Raw genomic sequence first — 15449 nt, forward strand, 5'->3', positions numbered from 1 at the left:
ACATTAGAACATTAAATCAACAAAAATAATCCGATAAATATCAACTATTTAATTTATATTTGCATTAATGTCATACGAAAAGAACAAGAGATAAACAGCTCATAATTCATGGTTTAATCTGCAAAAAAATCCAGATACCACACTACAAAGTGCTTTTTTTAAAGGCTTAAGATAGATCCACTTGATCAAGGCTGTAAAGTGGTGCTATTCTAAAAACATAGGATGAGACAAACAGAGGAGCAGTGTTATGATTTCTTCATCTCAAAAACAGGGATTGGTAATGATTGCAGTCATCGTTGGCTTAATGACACTGCCGTTACTTTACTAATTCGTTATCAATAAACAAAAAAGACGCAAATGCGTCTTTTTTGTTTATTGATAAGCACCTTTGCTCAATCTTTATTGCTGCTCATTACGTTGAATATCGCTAGCGTTATAACGAGCTAGGAAGATATTTTGAGACTTCATCCCAGTGAATATAATAAAAGAGCATGGCTGCTAACGTCATTAACGTGACTAAAGCCAATGCAGCTCGCCATACAAAGCGACTACTGCGAGGGGTTAAGACTTTTTCGCACTCACCGCACACAGTAAAAAAAGCTTTTCTATCCTCTAATTGATAGTGATCTTCATGCACAATTTTATTGCGAATGGTCGCTATATATCTGAGCCTTGCAATCACATCATGCGGTAAGCGCTCTTCACAGCTTGAGATCAATTGATGTAATCCCTTACCTTGCGCATGATATTGCTGACGAAGCAAGGTTTCTAATCTTCGCGTTCGTAATACAACTTGTTCTATCTCTGACATAACGGCCTCCTTGCATAGCCACTCACGCTATCTACACCATATTGTCACTTACTCATCAAGATAAGTGCTACATTCTTGTCAATTAAACCTCAATATCGACAGCGAAATGTGAGATCAATCGAAAAATATCGTCATATCATGCCAACATATACAGATTATTGCAGCCAACTCCCCATAAGATATCACTAACGATTTATTAATGTTTCCACTTTGGAGTGAGTTATGTCACCACTATTATTACTATTGATTAGCTTAATCGCTTTATTCATTAGCGGATTATGGCTATTTTTGCATTTTTATCGCCGTCATATCCAAGGCGAAAATGCTCCGCAACGCCAAGCCTTTGTCACTATTTTAGATAAGCAGATTATCGACATCCCTCACCCATTACCCGATCAAGAAGATCAAGAATATTGGATTTACGTTCAAAAAGGATTGGGCCCGAAAAGAGAGTTTCAAGTTGGCCCTCACTATTTCCATGCTTTAAACCCCGGCGATCAAGGAGAACTCACCTATCAAGGACGTAAATTTCTCCATTTTGCATTGACGCGCTAAACAAGCAACGTGTTTTTCAGCGACCAAGAATAAGAAGATTAATCGTTATTACCTATCAACACGATGCATAGAATCACCTTTCAAGACGACCATGAGAGGCATATGATGTTTACCAAATTTCAAATAAATCCACTTAATTGATAAACACTTACATGAGGTGAGAACATGACAACCAATCTGATCGGCCTAGACAACACCCAAAGCCAACAACTCGCTCAATCGTTAAATCGTTTATTGGCTAATTACCAAGTATTTTATATGAATACTCGTGGCTACCACTGGAATATTAAAGGTAAAGAATTCTTTGAACTGCATGCGAAATTCGAAGAAATTTACACTGACTTGCAAGTCAAAATTGATGAATTAGCAGAGCGTATCCTAACCTTGGGCGCGCAACCTTTGCACAGCTTTAGCGATTACCTAACGACAACAGAAATTAAAGAACACACCAATGCCACTGATGGTCAAAGCACCATGCAAGGGTTATTAGCTGGATTTAGTTCATTGATAGCTCAGCAGCGTACGATTTTATCGCTGGCCGCCGAAGTGGGTGATGAGGGAACCAGTGCTCAAATGGGCGATTATATTCGTGAACAAGAAAAATTGGTTTGGATGCTGAACGCTTGGCTGCAATAAATCCATAACCCTATAACTTAAAATTTTGGCTGGCGGTTTGAGCTCCCCAAAGACAAACACTTACCGCCAACCTTTTCGGTTAACAACGTCTCACTTTTTGGCTCCACAGTTGAGCCGCTTTCAGTTCTTGCGTCACATCCGCCATTGCAATGCCTAAGGTAGTGCAATGGCTTTCTATTCCCTGCCAATCCGCTTGTTCAAAACATTCCTCAAGGTTAAGCAATTGACCAAATGGACCTTCTCGCTTATTCAGCGCTTGTTTAATCGCTTGAGTCACCGGTAACTGCTCAAGCAAATGGTCTAGTGGAGTATCAAACAAGGCATCCAGTACTGAAAACAAACCGATTAAAAAGGCCTGATCTTGGTATTTATCAAACGGTTTTCGCTTCGACATTCGCTGACAAAATTGCGCCCGTTGTAGCGATAAATGATAAAGTTCTTGCGGTTTTTTGACTGAAACATAAGACGCAACCGTCAAAGCGACAAATGTCTTTAATTGATCGTGTCCAAGGTACACTAAAGCTTGACGAAAAGACGCGATAGGAACCGCCAAGCGAGGTGAAAGCCGATTAACAAAATGCAGCAACTTATAAGAGAGCGCCAAGTCTTGTGAAATGATCTGCTCAACTCGTTCAAAATCAACTGAAGGTCGACAAACCTCCTGAAACAGCCGCATCGAGATGAGCTGTTCTGGGCTAAGGTAGCGCTGCTTTATCACTTGCGGTTTACTAAAAAAGTACCCCTGAAAGAAGCTGAATCCCGCACGGCGAGCCAGATCAAACTGTTCTTGTGTTTCTACTTTCTCAGCTAAAAATCGCCGCTTGCTTCCCGCCGCCAATCGCTGCTCGACAACACGACATGCTTGCTCAATCCCCATGTCAATCACGTCCAATTTGACAATATGCACATAAGGTAAAAAACGCTCCCATTCCGCGCTGTAAACAAAGTCATCTAATGCAATCAGGTAGCCCCGTTGACTTAAGTCTAGAATCGCCGCAAACAATTCATCAGTTGGTGGACAAGTTTCAAGGACTTCAACAACAATCTGCTCTTTAGGTAAAGTCAGCGGTAAACGACGTAGCAAACTTTTATAAGGAAAGTTAATAAAGCAACGAGAATACTCTATCGACGGATTAGTACCTATACTCAAAAAATTTTCCACGATTAAGCGATAAGTGGCTCGATCAGAATCCATTTGGCGAGGAAACGCATTTTGCTCTCCATCACGAAACAATAGCTCATAACCAAGAGTATGCTTTTTAGCATTAAAAATTGGTTGCCTTGCTACATAGGTGGTATACATTTCCGCCTCACACATGATTGTTTTATATCACTACCTCTCAAATATTTCGCCACGCTATCATACCTTACTGGTCTCATAACCCTGAACTAAACTCTGGTTATTTTTTTACCTGTTGTTCGCGTCTATTGATATAGCTGGGCGATCTTGCCAGTACTAAAGCCTATTGACCCGAACCATTGCAATTTTCAGCCACTCGCTTATGCTAGCCAAGCTCAGCATCACGCTGGACCTTGAAACTTAGGCAAAGATCAGACGAAGTCATGTTGCACACATACAGTCAAGAATCCTATTTTCCGCACTTGATGCAGCAGCATATCGCACCATGGTGGGAACAGGCTTGCCACCAAGCACACTACCAAACTCAGGATAATATTAACCTGTATTGGTGCTCGATGACCTCATCACAGCACACGAAAGCGATCGTGGTCGTCAATGGACGACTTGAATCGGTGTGGAAGTATCAGGAGCTATTTTACGATCTTTTCCATCAAGGTTATGACATTTACTCTTTTGACCACCGAGGCCAAGGCTTATCTGATCGACTGCTTGATGATAGAGAAATTGGCCATGTTCACTCTTTTGATGACTATGTCAGTGATTTAGCGGCGTTAGTATCTCATTTCAACTTACAACGCTATACACAACGGTTTCTATTAGCCCATTCGATGGGCGGAGCAATTGCCACTCGGTATCTACAAACTTATCCAACGCATCCATTCAATGCTGTCACGCTAAGCGCTCCAATGTTTGGTATCCATATGCCTTGGCAGTTACGTGCCGTTGCTGAGCCCCTCGCCCGTATGCTGACTTACCGCTACCGGACGCCTCATTATGCTCCTGGTTATGGCCCTTACTATGCCAAACCGTTCGCGATTAACCCGCTCACCCACAGTGCAATCCGTTATCAATGGTTTCGAGCCTTATATGAGGAAAAGCCGGAACTGAAATTGGGAGGGCCAAGTACTCGCTGGGTATGGCAAGCGCTAAAAACGACACGTCGGTGTCGGCAATACACGCGTCAATTGACGATTCCACTCTTACTGCTGCAAGCAGAATGCGATACGATTGTCAGCAACGCCTCGCAAACCCGTTTTATCACTCAACTGGCACGCACCAACCCAAACGCTCGTATGCAGCGTATTGATGGCGCAAAACATGAGTTATTGTTTGAGCAGGATCACTACCGTAATCAAGCATTAGAGGCGCTATTGGATCATTTTAATTCGCCCCCATCGAAATAGAGGAAAGCCAACCTGAGGAGTTTTTCCCTCTTTTTCTAGCGGATTATCACTTACACTACCGGGCCAAGATCGTTTACTTGGCGACCTTTCCTGCGACAATGAGGGTTATATGACCACTGAACAAAAAACGGTTCCATTTCGAATTGTAGCTTCCGATCTGGATGGCACATTATTAGCACCCAACCATCAATTAAGCGCGTTTTCAAAACAGATACTCAAGGATCTTCATCAACAAGGTTTTACTTTTGTGTTTGCAACCGGGCGTCACCACGTCGATGTGGCGGGTATTCGAGAAATTGCTGGTATTCCAGCGTATATGATCACCGCCAACGGGGCGCGTGTCCATGATAAAAACAACCAAGAAATGTACAGCAAAAGTGTACCAGCTGAACTCGTTCAGGCCATCATTGACCAAGTCAAAAGCGATGATTCTCTCTACATTCATCTATATCGCCATGATCAATGGTTACTGAATCGGGAAGATGAAGCACTCCGTCACTTCCACAAAGATTCCGGTTTTACCTATCAGGTTTTCGATGTCGATCATGCTCCCACTGACGGAGTAGCAAAAATTTTCTTTACTAACCAAAGTAAAGATCACGAACAGCTGGTTCAACTGGAAACGCTGATAAACCAACGCTTTGCTGGACAAGTTAACGTCGCTTTTTCCACGCCATGGTGCCTAGAAATTATGGCTGCGGGGGTATCAAAAGGGGAAGCGTTACACGTTGTGGCAAAATCGCTTGGATTATCACTGGCCAACTGTATCGCATTTGGTGATGGCATGAACGATGTCGAGATGCTAACCATGGCTGGCAAAGGGCTCGTCATGCAGACCGCACACGAAAAAGTCCTACGAGCGCTGCCCAATAACGAAGTCATTGGTAGCAACGCCGATGATGCCGTTGCCCACTACCTACAAAATCACCTTCAATTGTCGAAATCGCCCGCATAAGTAAACGTTATTCAACACTCGCACCCATCATAAAGCTTAGCGGTGGGGCGAGGTTGAGCCTGTATATTGCCGCCCCGAGCGGTGTATCCCAGTGCAATAATTGCGAATGTCTTCCCAAGTAACCATTTTTCTGTCTGTAAAGTGTCAATAGCGCTTCCCTTAGGTTCAGTTTTAAAGCCACGATATGCCATAATGCATCAACGTTGGTTGCGTTTTTTACGAGGAAGAGAAACCATGAAGCAGCTGAGAATTCCAGCGGTCATCCTAGCCCTACTCGCTGTACAAGCGTGTTCGTCATCCCAGCCTACCGAGCAAGCGATAACGCCTGTGAATGCCACGTTAGATAATCCGGCGACGGTCGTTGCACAAAGTTTTATTATGCGAGGTGAAGTGGTTATAGGGCCAGAAGTCCGCTCTTTTACTCCCTGTGGGAGTAACCAACAATATTGGTTAGAGTTACCTCCCGAACTTAGCGTGCCAGCACAAAAGCTAAATCAGTCTCCTTATCAAATCCTTTATGGTGAAATGATTGGCTACCTTGTACCACCGAGCCAAACGGGATTCAATGCCGACTACCTCGCTCGCTTTGTCGTGCAGCAAATCAACCAATTAAGCGCAGAAAATACTCAACGTTGCCAGCATCCCACCAATCCAACTCGGGCATTTGGTACAGAACCATTTTGGTCTGTTCAATTTTCTGCTCAAGGGTTGGAATTTCAGCCATTAGGTAGTGATAAACAGTTATTGACCATTCAGAGTAGTCAGTTATCCGCTAGCCGTCGTATTTATCAGTTTGAGCAGGGGGCTCTCACCTTAGAGCAAAAAACATGCACCGATAGCATGAGTGATAATTTATACAGTTGGCGTTCAACTCTCACTCTCAAAGAGGAAACTTACCAAGGCTGCGCCGTGCTCAGCAATCTGGATACGACACAAGAGTGGGTAGGCACCTACTTTGCCAATGCAACAGAGCAGCAAGGTTTTGGCGTAACGTTGGAACTCAATCCCGATCATAGCGCAACCACTCGCTACCGCTATTTAAATGGCGAACGCGAACTGGTTGAAAAAGGATTCTGGCAACAGCTTAATCCTGATCAAATTCAAGTCGTGATGACCTTGCACCAGCAACAGTATTTACTCTCGGAACGAGTATTTAGCCGTCGTGGTTATCAACTCCATGCCGATAAGGAAAAAATAGGCAATGTAGTCTATCCAATCCGCAATGGTGGCCTGACTCTTTTTCAAGCAAAGCCGATAAGTCCTCGCCCCAGCACCGAAAAGCCGCCGCTTGATCAAACCGTGCACAACATCCCTTCCCGAGATGAATATGACGAAGAGGTTGACCAAGCGGTACGCCGATACTTTGCGCTGCATAAAACCGATCCCGCACAAATCCATTACCGCTGGTTAAAATACGACTTGAATGGTAATCAGCACCCAGAACTTCTAGTGCAACTCGATTGGTGTCAACACACACAGTGCACTTTGCTTATTTTCGAACAAAAGCACGGTGAATGGTATTTTAACAGCCGTATCAATGGCGTTCAGACACCTTTTCGATTAGGAAAACGTTCACAGTATGGCTGGCAAGATCTAATGCTCCCAATCAGTACAAAGCAAACGATCACCATCCACCAACTGCAATACAACGGGATCAGTTATCCGGTGACAAGCAAAAAATCAAAAACCGCTCACGCCAGTGACATTAGCGGTGTCAGCCTATTTTCTGACGGCTTATCGCCACGCACAGGAGTAAAACTTTAATGTCAGCGTGTTCTGGTTGCGGTTTAACCCACCAATGCTTGTGTGCAGCCATCCCCCGACTATCCAGTGAGTTGCACCTTTCATTACTCACGCATGAAAATGAGTTCCTGCGTGAGACGAATACTGGCCAATGGCTGGTCAAAGCGCTGCCCCACTGCACCACTTTTACTTGGCGACGAACCTCACCCCCCCGCGCATTATTACAGCGCATTGCCGACCCGAATTATCATTCGGTACTGGTTTACCCAAGTGCACAAAGCCTTCCTGTCGCTCAGCCACTACAAAACGCGAAAATAAAGGGCAAAAAAATGCATTTTATCTTGCTTGATGGAACATGGCAGGAAGCGAAAAAAATGTTACGTAAAAGCCCTTGGTTAACCATCCCTCATGTCTACATTACTACGCCAAACGAGTCATGTTACCAATTAAGACGCCACCAACAAAACGGACATTTATGTACCTTAGAAGTGGGAGCTGCGTTACTCGACTCACTCAATGAAGCAGAAAATGCACAACGGCTGAATCATTTTCTTAATCGTTTTATGCGTACTCTGCAAGCGGATAAAAGCGGGCACGCACTGGTTGATTACCTGGCTTGACGCGGAATGTTCAGTAAAGAACATAAACTCTGTGGCTGGCCTAGGTAAAAGCCTTGCAAATAATCGATGCCCATATCTTGACTGATCTGGCATACCGTCTCGTTATGTACAAACTCAGCCACGGTTTTAGCGTTTAACACCTGGCATAACTTCACCAGTTGCTGAGCTATTTTGCGTTGTTTCATATCTTGGTCGATATTACGAATTAAACTGCCATCTAGTTTAATCACCTGAGGCTCAAGCTTAATGATTTCATCAATGTTTGAATAACCACTACCAAAATCGTCAACGATAATTCTCACCCCTAAACGACGAAAATGCTCACACACTTCAATCATATGTCCATAATCTTTGATTTGTTCATTCTCAAGCACTTCAAGCCCGACTCGAGCGGGATTAGCCAAAGATTGAATCGCTGTTTCAAGACGTTGTAATGTGCGATCACTCATTAAATCTTGTGCCGATAGATTAATGGAAAAATCTTCATGACGGTGACGCATCAACTCAAAAGTTCGATGAATCATCTGCCGACTTAAGCGCGTATAGAGATGGCTGCCTTCAATGATGGGTAAAAATCGTCCAGGTAAAACAATCTCTCCCTCATCTTCAATCCGCACTAAACATTCATAAGAAGCCAATTGATGAGATTGAGCATGGACAATTGGCTGTGCATAAACGAGTACCTTGTCATCCAACACCGCTCGGCTAACACAAGATAACCAGCTGAGCCGCTGTTGGCGCAATTGCTCATGAGTGCGTAACCGGGTCGCACTACAAAAGTGACGATTACGACGAAAAGCATAGCGTCTTGCCTCAATGGCACGGAGCAATAAATCATCCGCATCCTGTTCTGGGAACTCTTTGCGACTGACTAATCCAGCACACAAAGAAACCGACACGTAATCAATTTCAGGTAAACCAAACGGCTCAAAGTTGACATGTTCAAGCTGTTCGACAAATTGAGAGAAAGTGCGATGGATGGCTTCTTCGTCAACGTCGACAGTCAGCATCGCGGCCCACTCTCCAACGCCGATTGCATATAAAGCGCTTTTCTCCGGAAGATGTTCAGCGAGGTAACGTTGAAAGTGACCAGTTAAATCCAGTAATAATTGATCGCCAACCTGATAACCATATTTTTCATTAATTTGATTGAAATTAGTTAACTTCAATGCCAGTAAATATTCATTGGTTGCCATACGTAATAATTTTTCACGTAATACCACTCGATTCGGTAGCCCCGTCCTGCGATCAACCCGATAAGTAGCGGTTAGCAGAGAAGCTTGATCTTGAATTTTCAACGATAAATCGCGGTTCATTTCATCTAAATCATCCAACGCATTACGAATCAGACTAAATAAAGGCGCTAACTCATCATGTCGTGCACAATTCAAGGGAGGTATTGCTTCTTGGCTCGGCTCGCCTTCACGAATAGCAAAATAGGTCATACTGTGGTGCAACACTCGCTGTAATTGACCATCATGCCACAACTCCCCTGCACAATATCCGCCAGAGGTTAATGCAACCCGTTGAAATGGTAAAAACTCTTGGTTGTCTTCAATAAAATCTAACCGAGAAGTGCAGTTATAAATAAAAATCTGTTCAGGTTGAAAAAGGCGTAGTTGCTCGGCACCTAACTGCACCTGTTCAAGCGTTAAGGACGGATGATCAAAACAAAAACGAACTTCATCGCCGACAGATAAGGCTTTATTAAACACCAATCCCCGCTCATCTTCATACTGAGGCACATAAACATCTTGTAATGCTAACTCACCTTTGATCAGCGGAAAATTATGTAACATCTCTAGCGGTACCTGCTGATGATCGCCTAAGTAACGGTTGTACACTTGACGGATCGGCATATCATCCAAGCGACATACCCTATTGCCTTCAGCTGCTGTGACACGAAAACTACGGCCAAGTGGGTTCCATTCGGTGTAGGCTCCGGTTTTAACTTTTAAGCATTCCCCATGAAACGCGACACAGACCATGGCATCATCGTACAATTGCCGACCATGTAATACCCATGTCCCATAAGGTGTTTCTGTCGCGGCCCCTCCAGCAACCTGAATGCCAGGCGCTAAATAATTAAACGCTCGAAAGTGCTCCTGTTCATCCATTTGTGCGACAAAACAGAGCAAACATTGGGTATCGGCTTGTAAAGCAAGCTGATCAAGTAACTGCTCAACATCTTTTTTGCCTGACAGGGTGCGAACTTGCGCGGTACTGGTTAACTGGCTGTGATGAAAATGACTGATAATGATCAGTGTACCGGTATGACAAATTTCACCGTGATCGACCATTTGGTTAGCACTAAAACCGATCAAGTGAGCATCTGGATATCGCGTTAGCAACTGATCTGCCAGCGTCTGTACATATTCCGTTGACTGGCTGGAAATCAGTTGAATTAATCGATTACTGGGATCAGACGAGATAAATTCTAATGGAATATCATTGAACGACTGATGTTCAGAAAGGAATAAAGACGTCGTAAACATACTTCCTGTAACTCATTTTGCAACACTGCCTTATGCATAGGTATCAAACCGTATACCATCTGAAAATCAGGTTAATGATTATCTGATACAGTCACAATTTTTATTCAGCAAACCAATACCTTAAGTTGTGAAAGATCGGTTATCTCAACATCCGGTAAAACTTTCGCATCACGATTTGCAACTAATGTGTGGCCTCGGTCGTTATACCAACAGGCTTGGAATCCGTTATTCTTGGCACCTTGTACATCGGTCACGAGATGATCGCCGACATGTAGAATAGCTGAGGCAGGAAGTTGAAGATACTGACTCGCTTTCGAAAAGAGATCCGGATAGGGTTTTGCACGTCCATCAGGCCCAGCCTTGAGCACTAATTGAAAATAATCACTCAGACCTATCTGTTCAACATCCACATTACCATTGGTAATTGCCAGCAAAGGCACCTGCTGCGCAAGTAACCGTAAGACTTGGTGAGTAAGTGGGGGCACGGTAACTAAATTTCTGAGTCGTAAAACTTCTTCGATCGCCTCTTGTGCCGCTTGCTTTGCTTGATTCGGTGAATAACCTAACTTCTGTAGGCCTTGTTTGATCTGTTCAAAACGCCATCGGGTCACGTCATGACTTAACCAAGGATCATGGTCAGCCAATTGCCACTTTAATTGATTCCACCATGTCATCGGTTGACTGGCTGTCACGGGATGATGCTGATAAAGCCACTGAGCAATTTGTTGCTCTAAATGGCGAATGACCGGATAGTTATCGTATAGCGTGTCGTCCAAGTCAAACGTCATCGCTTGAATCGGTTGTAACTGACGATAGAAATGCATCTCTACTCCTTGGTTTTTTTTCGGGCTCGAGGGTGAGCTTGATCATACACCTGCGCGAGATGCTGAAAATCAAGATGGGTATAAATTTGTGTGGTTGAAATATTCTCATGCCCCAGTAATTCCTGAACCGCACGTAGGTTATTGCTTGATTCCAACATATGGGTAGCAAAGGAGTGGCGCAATTTATGCGGGCTGATATGGCTGGCAACGGACTGTTTTTGTCCCCATTCTGCCAAGCGTTTTTGTACATTACGATGAGAAATACGTACGCCTAACTTGGAAATAAATAGTGCGGGTTCATCTCCTTTGAGCAAGCTAGGGCGAACTTTTAACCATTTACTGACCCACTCTTTTGCCTGTCCAGAAAACGGAGCTTTACGCTCTTTGTTGCCTTTTCCAATCACACGAATTTCACCTCGACTGAAACTGATGTCTTTTACATTAATTCCTACCAATTCAGCCAGCCGCAAACCTGCGCCATACATCAATTCCATAATGGCGCGATCACGAATCGATAGTGGATCATCGGCATCCACCTCTAACAGTTGAGCCATTTCATCGACATCTAAATTCTTCGGTAACGGGCGTTGTTTTCTTGGTGCAGAAACACCTTTAGCAGGATTGGCTGCTAACTCTCCGCGTAAAATCAGAAAATCGAAAAAGCTACGCAAAGAAGAAAGACGCGTTGCTAGGCTACTGGCTTTCATCCCCTCGCGCATACCTTTGCTGGCAAGCTGGCGAACCCAAGCGGCATCCACTTGTTGCCATCGAGTAATTCCCATTTGATTGAGATGCGTCGCCATCGCATGCAACTGCTGCCGATAGTTACGTTGAGTGTGAATACTTAGCCCCTTCTCACTACGTAAATATTCATAGAAACGCAGTAAAGGCTGAGTTAATCCACTAGGCAGAGGGGGAATGGATTCGTTCATGTTCACTATATTGCCAAGGGAGTAAATCGATTAAATGAGTCAGCACTAAAGCTAAATGGCGCAAAAATAAGGTATCCATACAGGGTTGAAAATGCCCACCATCCGTACTTGCGAAGGCTAAAATTCCTTGAGATTGCGAAGAACCTAGCGCCAGAACGACGTAAGACCCCATTTCCGGCGTCAAACTCTGTTCACCAAACAACTGATGACGATCAGCCTGCCGTAAACGCCCTAAATAAGCCGATTTACCATTGAAGTGATTAGTGGCAAAGCGCTGCCATTGCTCTTGGGTGATGGCATACTCATTCATCGGTGAGCCAATCAAACGGACATAGGCCGTTAACCCTAGACGCTTTGCCGTACCTTCAATGGCTTGAAAAACTTGGCGCAACGAACGACATTGCAGCAATGTTTCTTGCAACGCCATAAATTCATGAAAGGTTCGATCATTGTTCGCCGCCAACGACATTAAGGTGGTGATCTCTTCTTCTAACTCTTCAATACGTTGTCGCTGCCGCGCCATTTGTATATGAACGAGAGAGATCGTTCCTGCATCGGAACGAGGCAATGAAAATGACTCAACCAACTGAGGATAATGGAGAAAAAAATCTGGGTGATCGCGTAAATACTCAGCGACCACTTCAGCGGTCAGGGCATCAGCCTGTTGTTGTAACAAAACACATCCTTAATTTAACAAGATAATTGACCATCAAATACATGAGTGGCAGGCCCGGTCATATACAAAGGTTGCCCCGGCCCTTGCCAACGCACATCTAAGCATCCTCCCGGTAATTGAACCGTCACCGTTGGATCCAAAAGCCCTTGAGTAACCCCCACCGCGACAGCCGCACAAGCACCACTACCACAAGCTTGAGTTTCACCGGAACCTCGCTCATAGACACGGAGTTTAATTTTTTGCCGATCAATCACTTGCATAAAACCCGCATTCACTCGCTCAGGAAAGCGTTCATGAGCTTCCAGCAACGGGCCTAACGTTTGTACTGCTGCTGTTGCTACATCCTCAACGATCGTTACCACATGCGGGTTCCCCATACTAACGGCTCCACAAAACAAAGTTTGCTCATCAACACGCATGATATAGGTTTTTTCTGCCTGTTTAGCACGAAATGGTATTTTATTCGGCTCAAACTCTGGCACCCCCATATTGACGGTAATTTGATCATCCTCTTCGATGGAAAGCACCATTTTACCTTTTTTGGTACTCACACTCAGTTGGTACTTATTGGTCAATCCTTTCATGCGTACAAAACGAGCAAAACAACGCGCACCGTTGCCACACTGCTCAACTTCACTACCGTCGGCATTAAAAATGCGGTAATGAAAATCGGTTTCTGGATCATACGGTGCTTCCACCACCAACAATTGGTCAAAACCAACACCAGTATGCCGATTCGCTAAACGCCGAATCAAATCGGGGGAAAAGAAAACGTTCTGGGTAATACAATCAACGACCATAAAATCATTACCCAAACCGTGCATTTTAGAAAAATGGAAATGCATAAGAAATCACTTTACTCTGGCAAAAGACTTTCCAAGGCCCACAGGCTGGAAAGAGGTTCCCGCTGACGAACGAGGTAGGTTTTGTCGCCATCCACCATAACCTCTGCCGCGCGAGTGCGGGTATTGTAGTTAGACGACATTGCAAAGCCGTAAGCCCCTGCCGATCGTACCGCTAATAGATCGCCATTCGCTAGCACTAAGGCACGATCTTTCCCTAAGAAATCACCCGTTTCACATACAGGGCCAACCAAATCATACTTGATCGCATCCCCTGAACGCGGGACAACAGGCACGATATTTTGCCAAGCTTGATACAAAGCTGGCCGCATTAAATCATTCATCGCCGCATCAATAATGGCAAAGTTTTTATGTTCGGTATGTTTAAGAAATTCAACCCGTGTCAACAAAACACCGGCATTGGCAGCAATTGCGCGTCCAGGTTCAAAGATCAACTCTAAATGCTGATGATTGGCTAAACGCGCCAACAGTGCTTTAGCATAATCTGAAGGCTGAGGAGGATGCTCATCACGATAAACCACACCAAGCCCCCCACCTACATCAAGGTGCCCAATCGTAATACCTTCGGCCTGCAATGAATCAATTAAAGCCAGTAAACGATCCGTCGCATCAATAAAAGGGGTTATTTCCGTCAACTGTGAACCGATATGGCAGTCGATTCCACGCACTTCAATATTCGGTAAGCGCTGTGCTAAACGGTAAACTTCAGGTGCACGCTCAAAGGCGATACCAAATTTATTGTCACGTAATCCGGTGGAAATATAAGGGTGGGTTTTTGCATCGACATCAGGATTAATACGTAGAGAAACCGGCGCGGTTACGCCTAACTCACCAGCAACCTGATTAAGCCGCTCAAGCTCCGGTTCCGACTCAACATTAAAGCATTTTATCTTCAGCGTTAATGCCCGTTTCATCTCTTGTGCTGTTTTACCAACCCCAGAGAAGACCACCTTACTGGGATCGCCCCCTGCAGCAATAACACGCTCCAGTTCACCACCAGAAACGATATCAAATCCCGATCCCAACCGAGCCAAAGTATTAAGCACCCCTAAATTAGAGTTTGCCTTAACCGCGTAACATATAAGGTGAGGATGCCCAGCCAACGCATGATCAAAGGCTCGCCAATGACGCTCCAGTGTCGCTCTAGAATAAACATACAGTGGCGTGCCGTATTGCTCAGCCAAATGTGACAAAGCCACATTTTCTGCCCACAGTTGACCATCGTCCTGATAATTGAAGTAATCCAAAATTCTTTCCCTTAATCTAATTGCTTAAGTCTACTGACTTTGTTCACTCTGCTGAGTATCATCAGGCAGGTACAATGGGCCAGTTTGTCCACACCCCGCTAATGCGAGTACAGACAACAAAAACAGTGCGGTGACAGACTTTTTCATTTTGCATATCGTGATTATTGAATCAATGCCTCCTATAATCGCACCACAATAAAGAAAAGCAATAGGATAGATACGATGAACGAAACTGAATTTCATCAGCAAGCGGAAACTCAAATGCAACTCATTGAACAACTGATTGATGAGACAGGAGCTGATATTGATTATGAGACATCTGGTAACGTGATGACGTTAGAGTTTGATGACCGTAGCCAAATTATTATCAACCGCCAAGAACCGATGAAAGAAATTTGGCTGGCATCAAAATCTGGTGGATTTCATTTTCAGTGGCAAAACGAGCACTGGCTTTGCTCGAAAACAGGTATCGAACTATTGGACATGGTCAAACAAGAATGTGAAAAACACGCCGGAGAACCAATTGATTGGGCTTAGATTATGCTCGT

The 15449-nt window shown here is 44.3% G+C and carries 16 protein-coding genes; 7 read left to right on the plus strand and 9 right to left on the minus strand.

The window, feature by feature from the left end; genetic code table 11:
* Positions 1-433 precede the first annotated feature (433 nt).
* On the minus strand, positions 434-811 hold the full coding sequence (locus FKN05_RS15085) for a DUF4145 domain-containing protein (protein ID WP_099610364.1): 378 nt from the start codon (positions 809-811) through the stop codon (positions 434-436).
* A gap of 222 nt (positions 812-1033) precedes the next feature.
* Between FKN05_RS15085 and FKN05_RS15090 the strand changes: the two genes are divergently transcribed.
* Both FKN05_RS15090 and FKN05_RS15095 read left to right on the plus strand, forming a co-directional pair.
* Positions 1034-1366 (plus strand): DUF2500 domain-containing protein, encoded by a 333-nt coding sequence (locus tag FKN05_RS15090; RefSeq protein ID WP_170887864.1) that lies wholly within the window; start codon positions 1034-1036, stop codon positions 1364-1366.
* 165 nt (positions 1367-1531) lie between these two features.
* Positions 1532-2002: a Dps family protein gene (locus tag FKN05_RS15095; RefSeq protein ID WP_099610362.1), complete on the plus strand. Its 471-nt coding sequence runs from the start codon at positions 1532-1534 to the stop codon at positions 2000-2002.
* A gap of 79 nt (positions 2003-2081) precedes the next feature.
* Here the strand turns inward: FKN05_RS15095 and cdgJ are convergent, their stop codons facing one another.
* Positions 2082-3305, minus strand: a complete 1224-nt coding sequence (gene cdgJ / locus FKN05_RS15100) for a cyclic di-GMP phosphodiesterase CdgJ (protein WP_170887865.1) — start codon at positions 3303-3305, stop codon at positions 2082-2084.
* 260 nt (positions 3306-3565) lie between these two features.
* Here cdgJ and FKN05_RS15105 point away from each other — a divergent pair, with 260 nt between their 5' ends.
* The 4 genes from FKN05_RS15105 to FKN05_RS15120 all read left to right on the plus strand — a co-directional run bounded on the left by FKN05_RS15105 (position 3566) and on the right by FKN05_RS15120 (position 7864).
* A complete protein-coding gene (locus FKN05_RS15105; RefSeq protein ID WP_099610361.1) occupies positions 3566-4546 on the plus strand; it encodes an alpha/beta fold hydrolase in 981 nt (326 codons plus the stop codon).
* 109 nt (positions 4547-4655) lie between these two features.
* A complete protein-coding gene (locus FKN05_RS15110; RefSeq protein ID WP_099610360.1) occupies positions 4656-5501 on the plus strand; it encodes a Cof-type HAD-IIB family hydrolase in 846 nt (281 codons plus the stop codon).
* 234 nt (positions 5502-5735) lie between these two features.
* A complete protein-coding gene (locus FKN05_RS15115) occupies positions 5736-7265 on the plus strand; it encodes a COG3650 family protein (protein ID WP_170887867.1) in 1530 nt (509 codons plus the stop codon).
* A complete protein-coding gene (locus FKN05_RS15120) occupies positions 7265-7864 on the plus strand; it encodes a tRNA-uridine aminocarboxypropyltransferase (RefSeq protein WP_099610358.1) in 600 nt (199 codons plus the stop codon). Before FKN05_RS15115 ends, FKN05_RS15120 begins: the two co-directional genes overlap by 1 nt.
* Here FKN05_RS15120 and FKN05_RS15125 read toward each other — a convergent pair.
* The 7 genes from FKN05_RS15125 to lptM form a co-directional block, all read right to left on the minus strand.
* Complete coding sequence (locus tag FKN05_RS15125; RefSeq protein ID WP_170887869.1) at positions 7852-10359, minus strand: bifunctional diguanylate cyclase/phosphodiesterase; 2508 nt, start codon at positions 10357-10359, stop codon at positions 7852-7854. The two genes, FKN05_RS15120 and FKN05_RS15125, sit on opposite strands and share 13 nt — an antisense overlap.
* Positions 10360-10463: 104 nt before the next feature.
* Positions 10464-11183 (minus strand): 5-amino-6-(5-phospho-D-ribitylamino)uracil phosphatase YigB, encoded by a 720-nt coding sequence (gene yigB / locus FKN05_RS15130; protein ID WP_170887871.1) that lies wholly within the window; start codon positions 11181-11183, stop codon positions 10464-10466.
* A gap of 2 nt (positions 11184-11185) precedes the next feature.
* Complete coding sequence (xerC, locus tag FKN05_RS15135; RefSeq protein WP_099610355.1) at positions 11186-12115, minus strand: tyrosine recombinase XerC; 930 nt, start codon at positions 12113-12115, stop codon at positions 11186-11188.
* Entirely contained in the window at positions 12087-12791 is a 705-nt protein-coding gene (locus FKN05_RS15140) for a DUF484 family protein (protein ID WP_170887873.1), read from the minus strand. Before FKN05_RS15140 ends, xerC begins: the two co-directional genes overlap by 29 nt.
* 14 nt (positions 12792-12805) lie before the next feature.
* Positions 12806-13636, minus strand: a complete 831-nt coding sequence (dapF, locus tag FKN05_RS15145) for a diaminopimelate epimerase (protein WP_099610353.1) — start codon at positions 13634-13636, stop codon at positions 12806-12808.
* A gap of 11 nt (positions 13637-13647) precedes the next feature.
* Positions 13648-14901 (minus strand): diaminopimelate decarboxylase, encoded by a 1254-nt coding sequence (lysA, locus tag FKN05_RS15150; protein WP_099610352.1) that lies wholly within the window; start codon positions 14899-14901, stop codon positions 13648-13650.
* Between the two features lie 30 nt (positions 14902-14931).
* Positions 14932-15048 (minus strand): LPS translocon maturation chaperone LptM, encoded by a 117-nt coding sequence (gene lptM / locus FKN05_RS16940; RefSeq protein ID WP_425445490.1) that lies wholly within the window; start codon positions 15046-15048, stop codon positions 14932-14934.
* 75 nt (positions 15049-15123) lie between these two features.
* Here lptM and cyaY point away from each other — a divergent pair, with 75 nt between their 5' ends.
* Positions 15124-15438, plus strand: coding sequence for an iron donor protein CyaY (gene cyaY / locus FKN05_RS15160; RefSeq protein WP_099610350.1), 315 nt, complete (start codon positions 15124-15126; stop codon positions 15436-15438).
* The last annotated feature ends 11 nt before the right edge of the window (positions 15439-15449 follow it).

The organism is Vibrio sp. 1-1(7) (genome assembly GCF_013048485.1).
GTDB lineage: Bacteria > Pseudomonadota > Gammaproteobacteria > Enterobacterales > Vibrionaceae > Vibrio > Vibrio fujianensis.

Coding starts and splice junctions, on each gene's coding strand:
- FKN05_RS15125 (WP_170887869.1), bottom strand. CDS start 10,359: ATGTTTACGACGTCTTTATTCCTTTCTGAACATCAGTCGTTCAATGAT.
- FKN05_RS15095 (WP_099610362.1), top strand. CDS start 1,532: ATGACAACCAATCTGATCGGCCTAGACAACACCCAAAGCCAACAACTC.
- FKN05_RS15110 (WP_099610360.1), top strand. CDS start 4,656: ATGACCACTGAACAAAAAACGGTTCCATTTCGAATTGTAGCTTCCGAT.
- yigB (WP_170887871.1), bottom strand. CDS start 11,183: ATGCATTTCTATCGTCAGTTACAACCGATTCAAGCGATGACGTTTGAC.
- FKN05_RS15090 (WP_170887864.1), top strand. CDS start 1,034: ATGTCACCACTATTATTACTATTGATTAGCTTAATCGCTTTATTCATT.
- FKN05_RS15105 (WP_099610361.1), top strand. CDS start 3,566: ATGTTGCACACATACAGTCAAGAATCCTATTTTCCGCACTTGATGCAG.
- dapF (WP_099610353.1), bottom strand. CDS start 13,636: ATGCATTTCCATTTTTCTAAAATGCACGGTTTGGGTAATGATTTTATG.
- lptM (WP_425445490.1), bottom strand. CDS start 15,048: ATGAAAAAGTCTGTCACCGCACTGTTTTTGTTGTCTGTACTCGCATTA.
- FKN05_RS15120 (WP_099610358.1), top strand. CDS start 7,265: ATGTCAGCGTGTTCTGGTTGCGGTTTAACCCACCAATGCTTGTGTGCA.
- cyaY (WP_099610350.1), top strand. CDS start 15,124: ATGAACGAAACTGAATTTCATCAGCAAGCGGAAACTCAAATGCAACTC.
- cdgJ (WP_170887865.1), bottom strand. CDS start 3,305: ATGTATACCACCTATGTAGCAAGGCAACCAATTTTTAATGCTAAAAAG.
- FKN05_RS15115 (WP_170887867.1), top strand. CDS start 5,736: ATGAAGCAGCTGAGAATTCCAGCGGTCATCCTAGCCCTACTCGCTGTA.
- xerC (WP_099610355.1), bottom strand. CDS start 12,115: ATGAACGAATCCATTCCCCCTCTGCCTAGTGGATTAACTCAGCCTTTA.
- FKN05_RS15085 (WP_099610364.1), bottom strand. CDS start 811: ATGTCAGAGATAGAACAAGTTGTATTACGAACGCGAAGATTAGAAACC.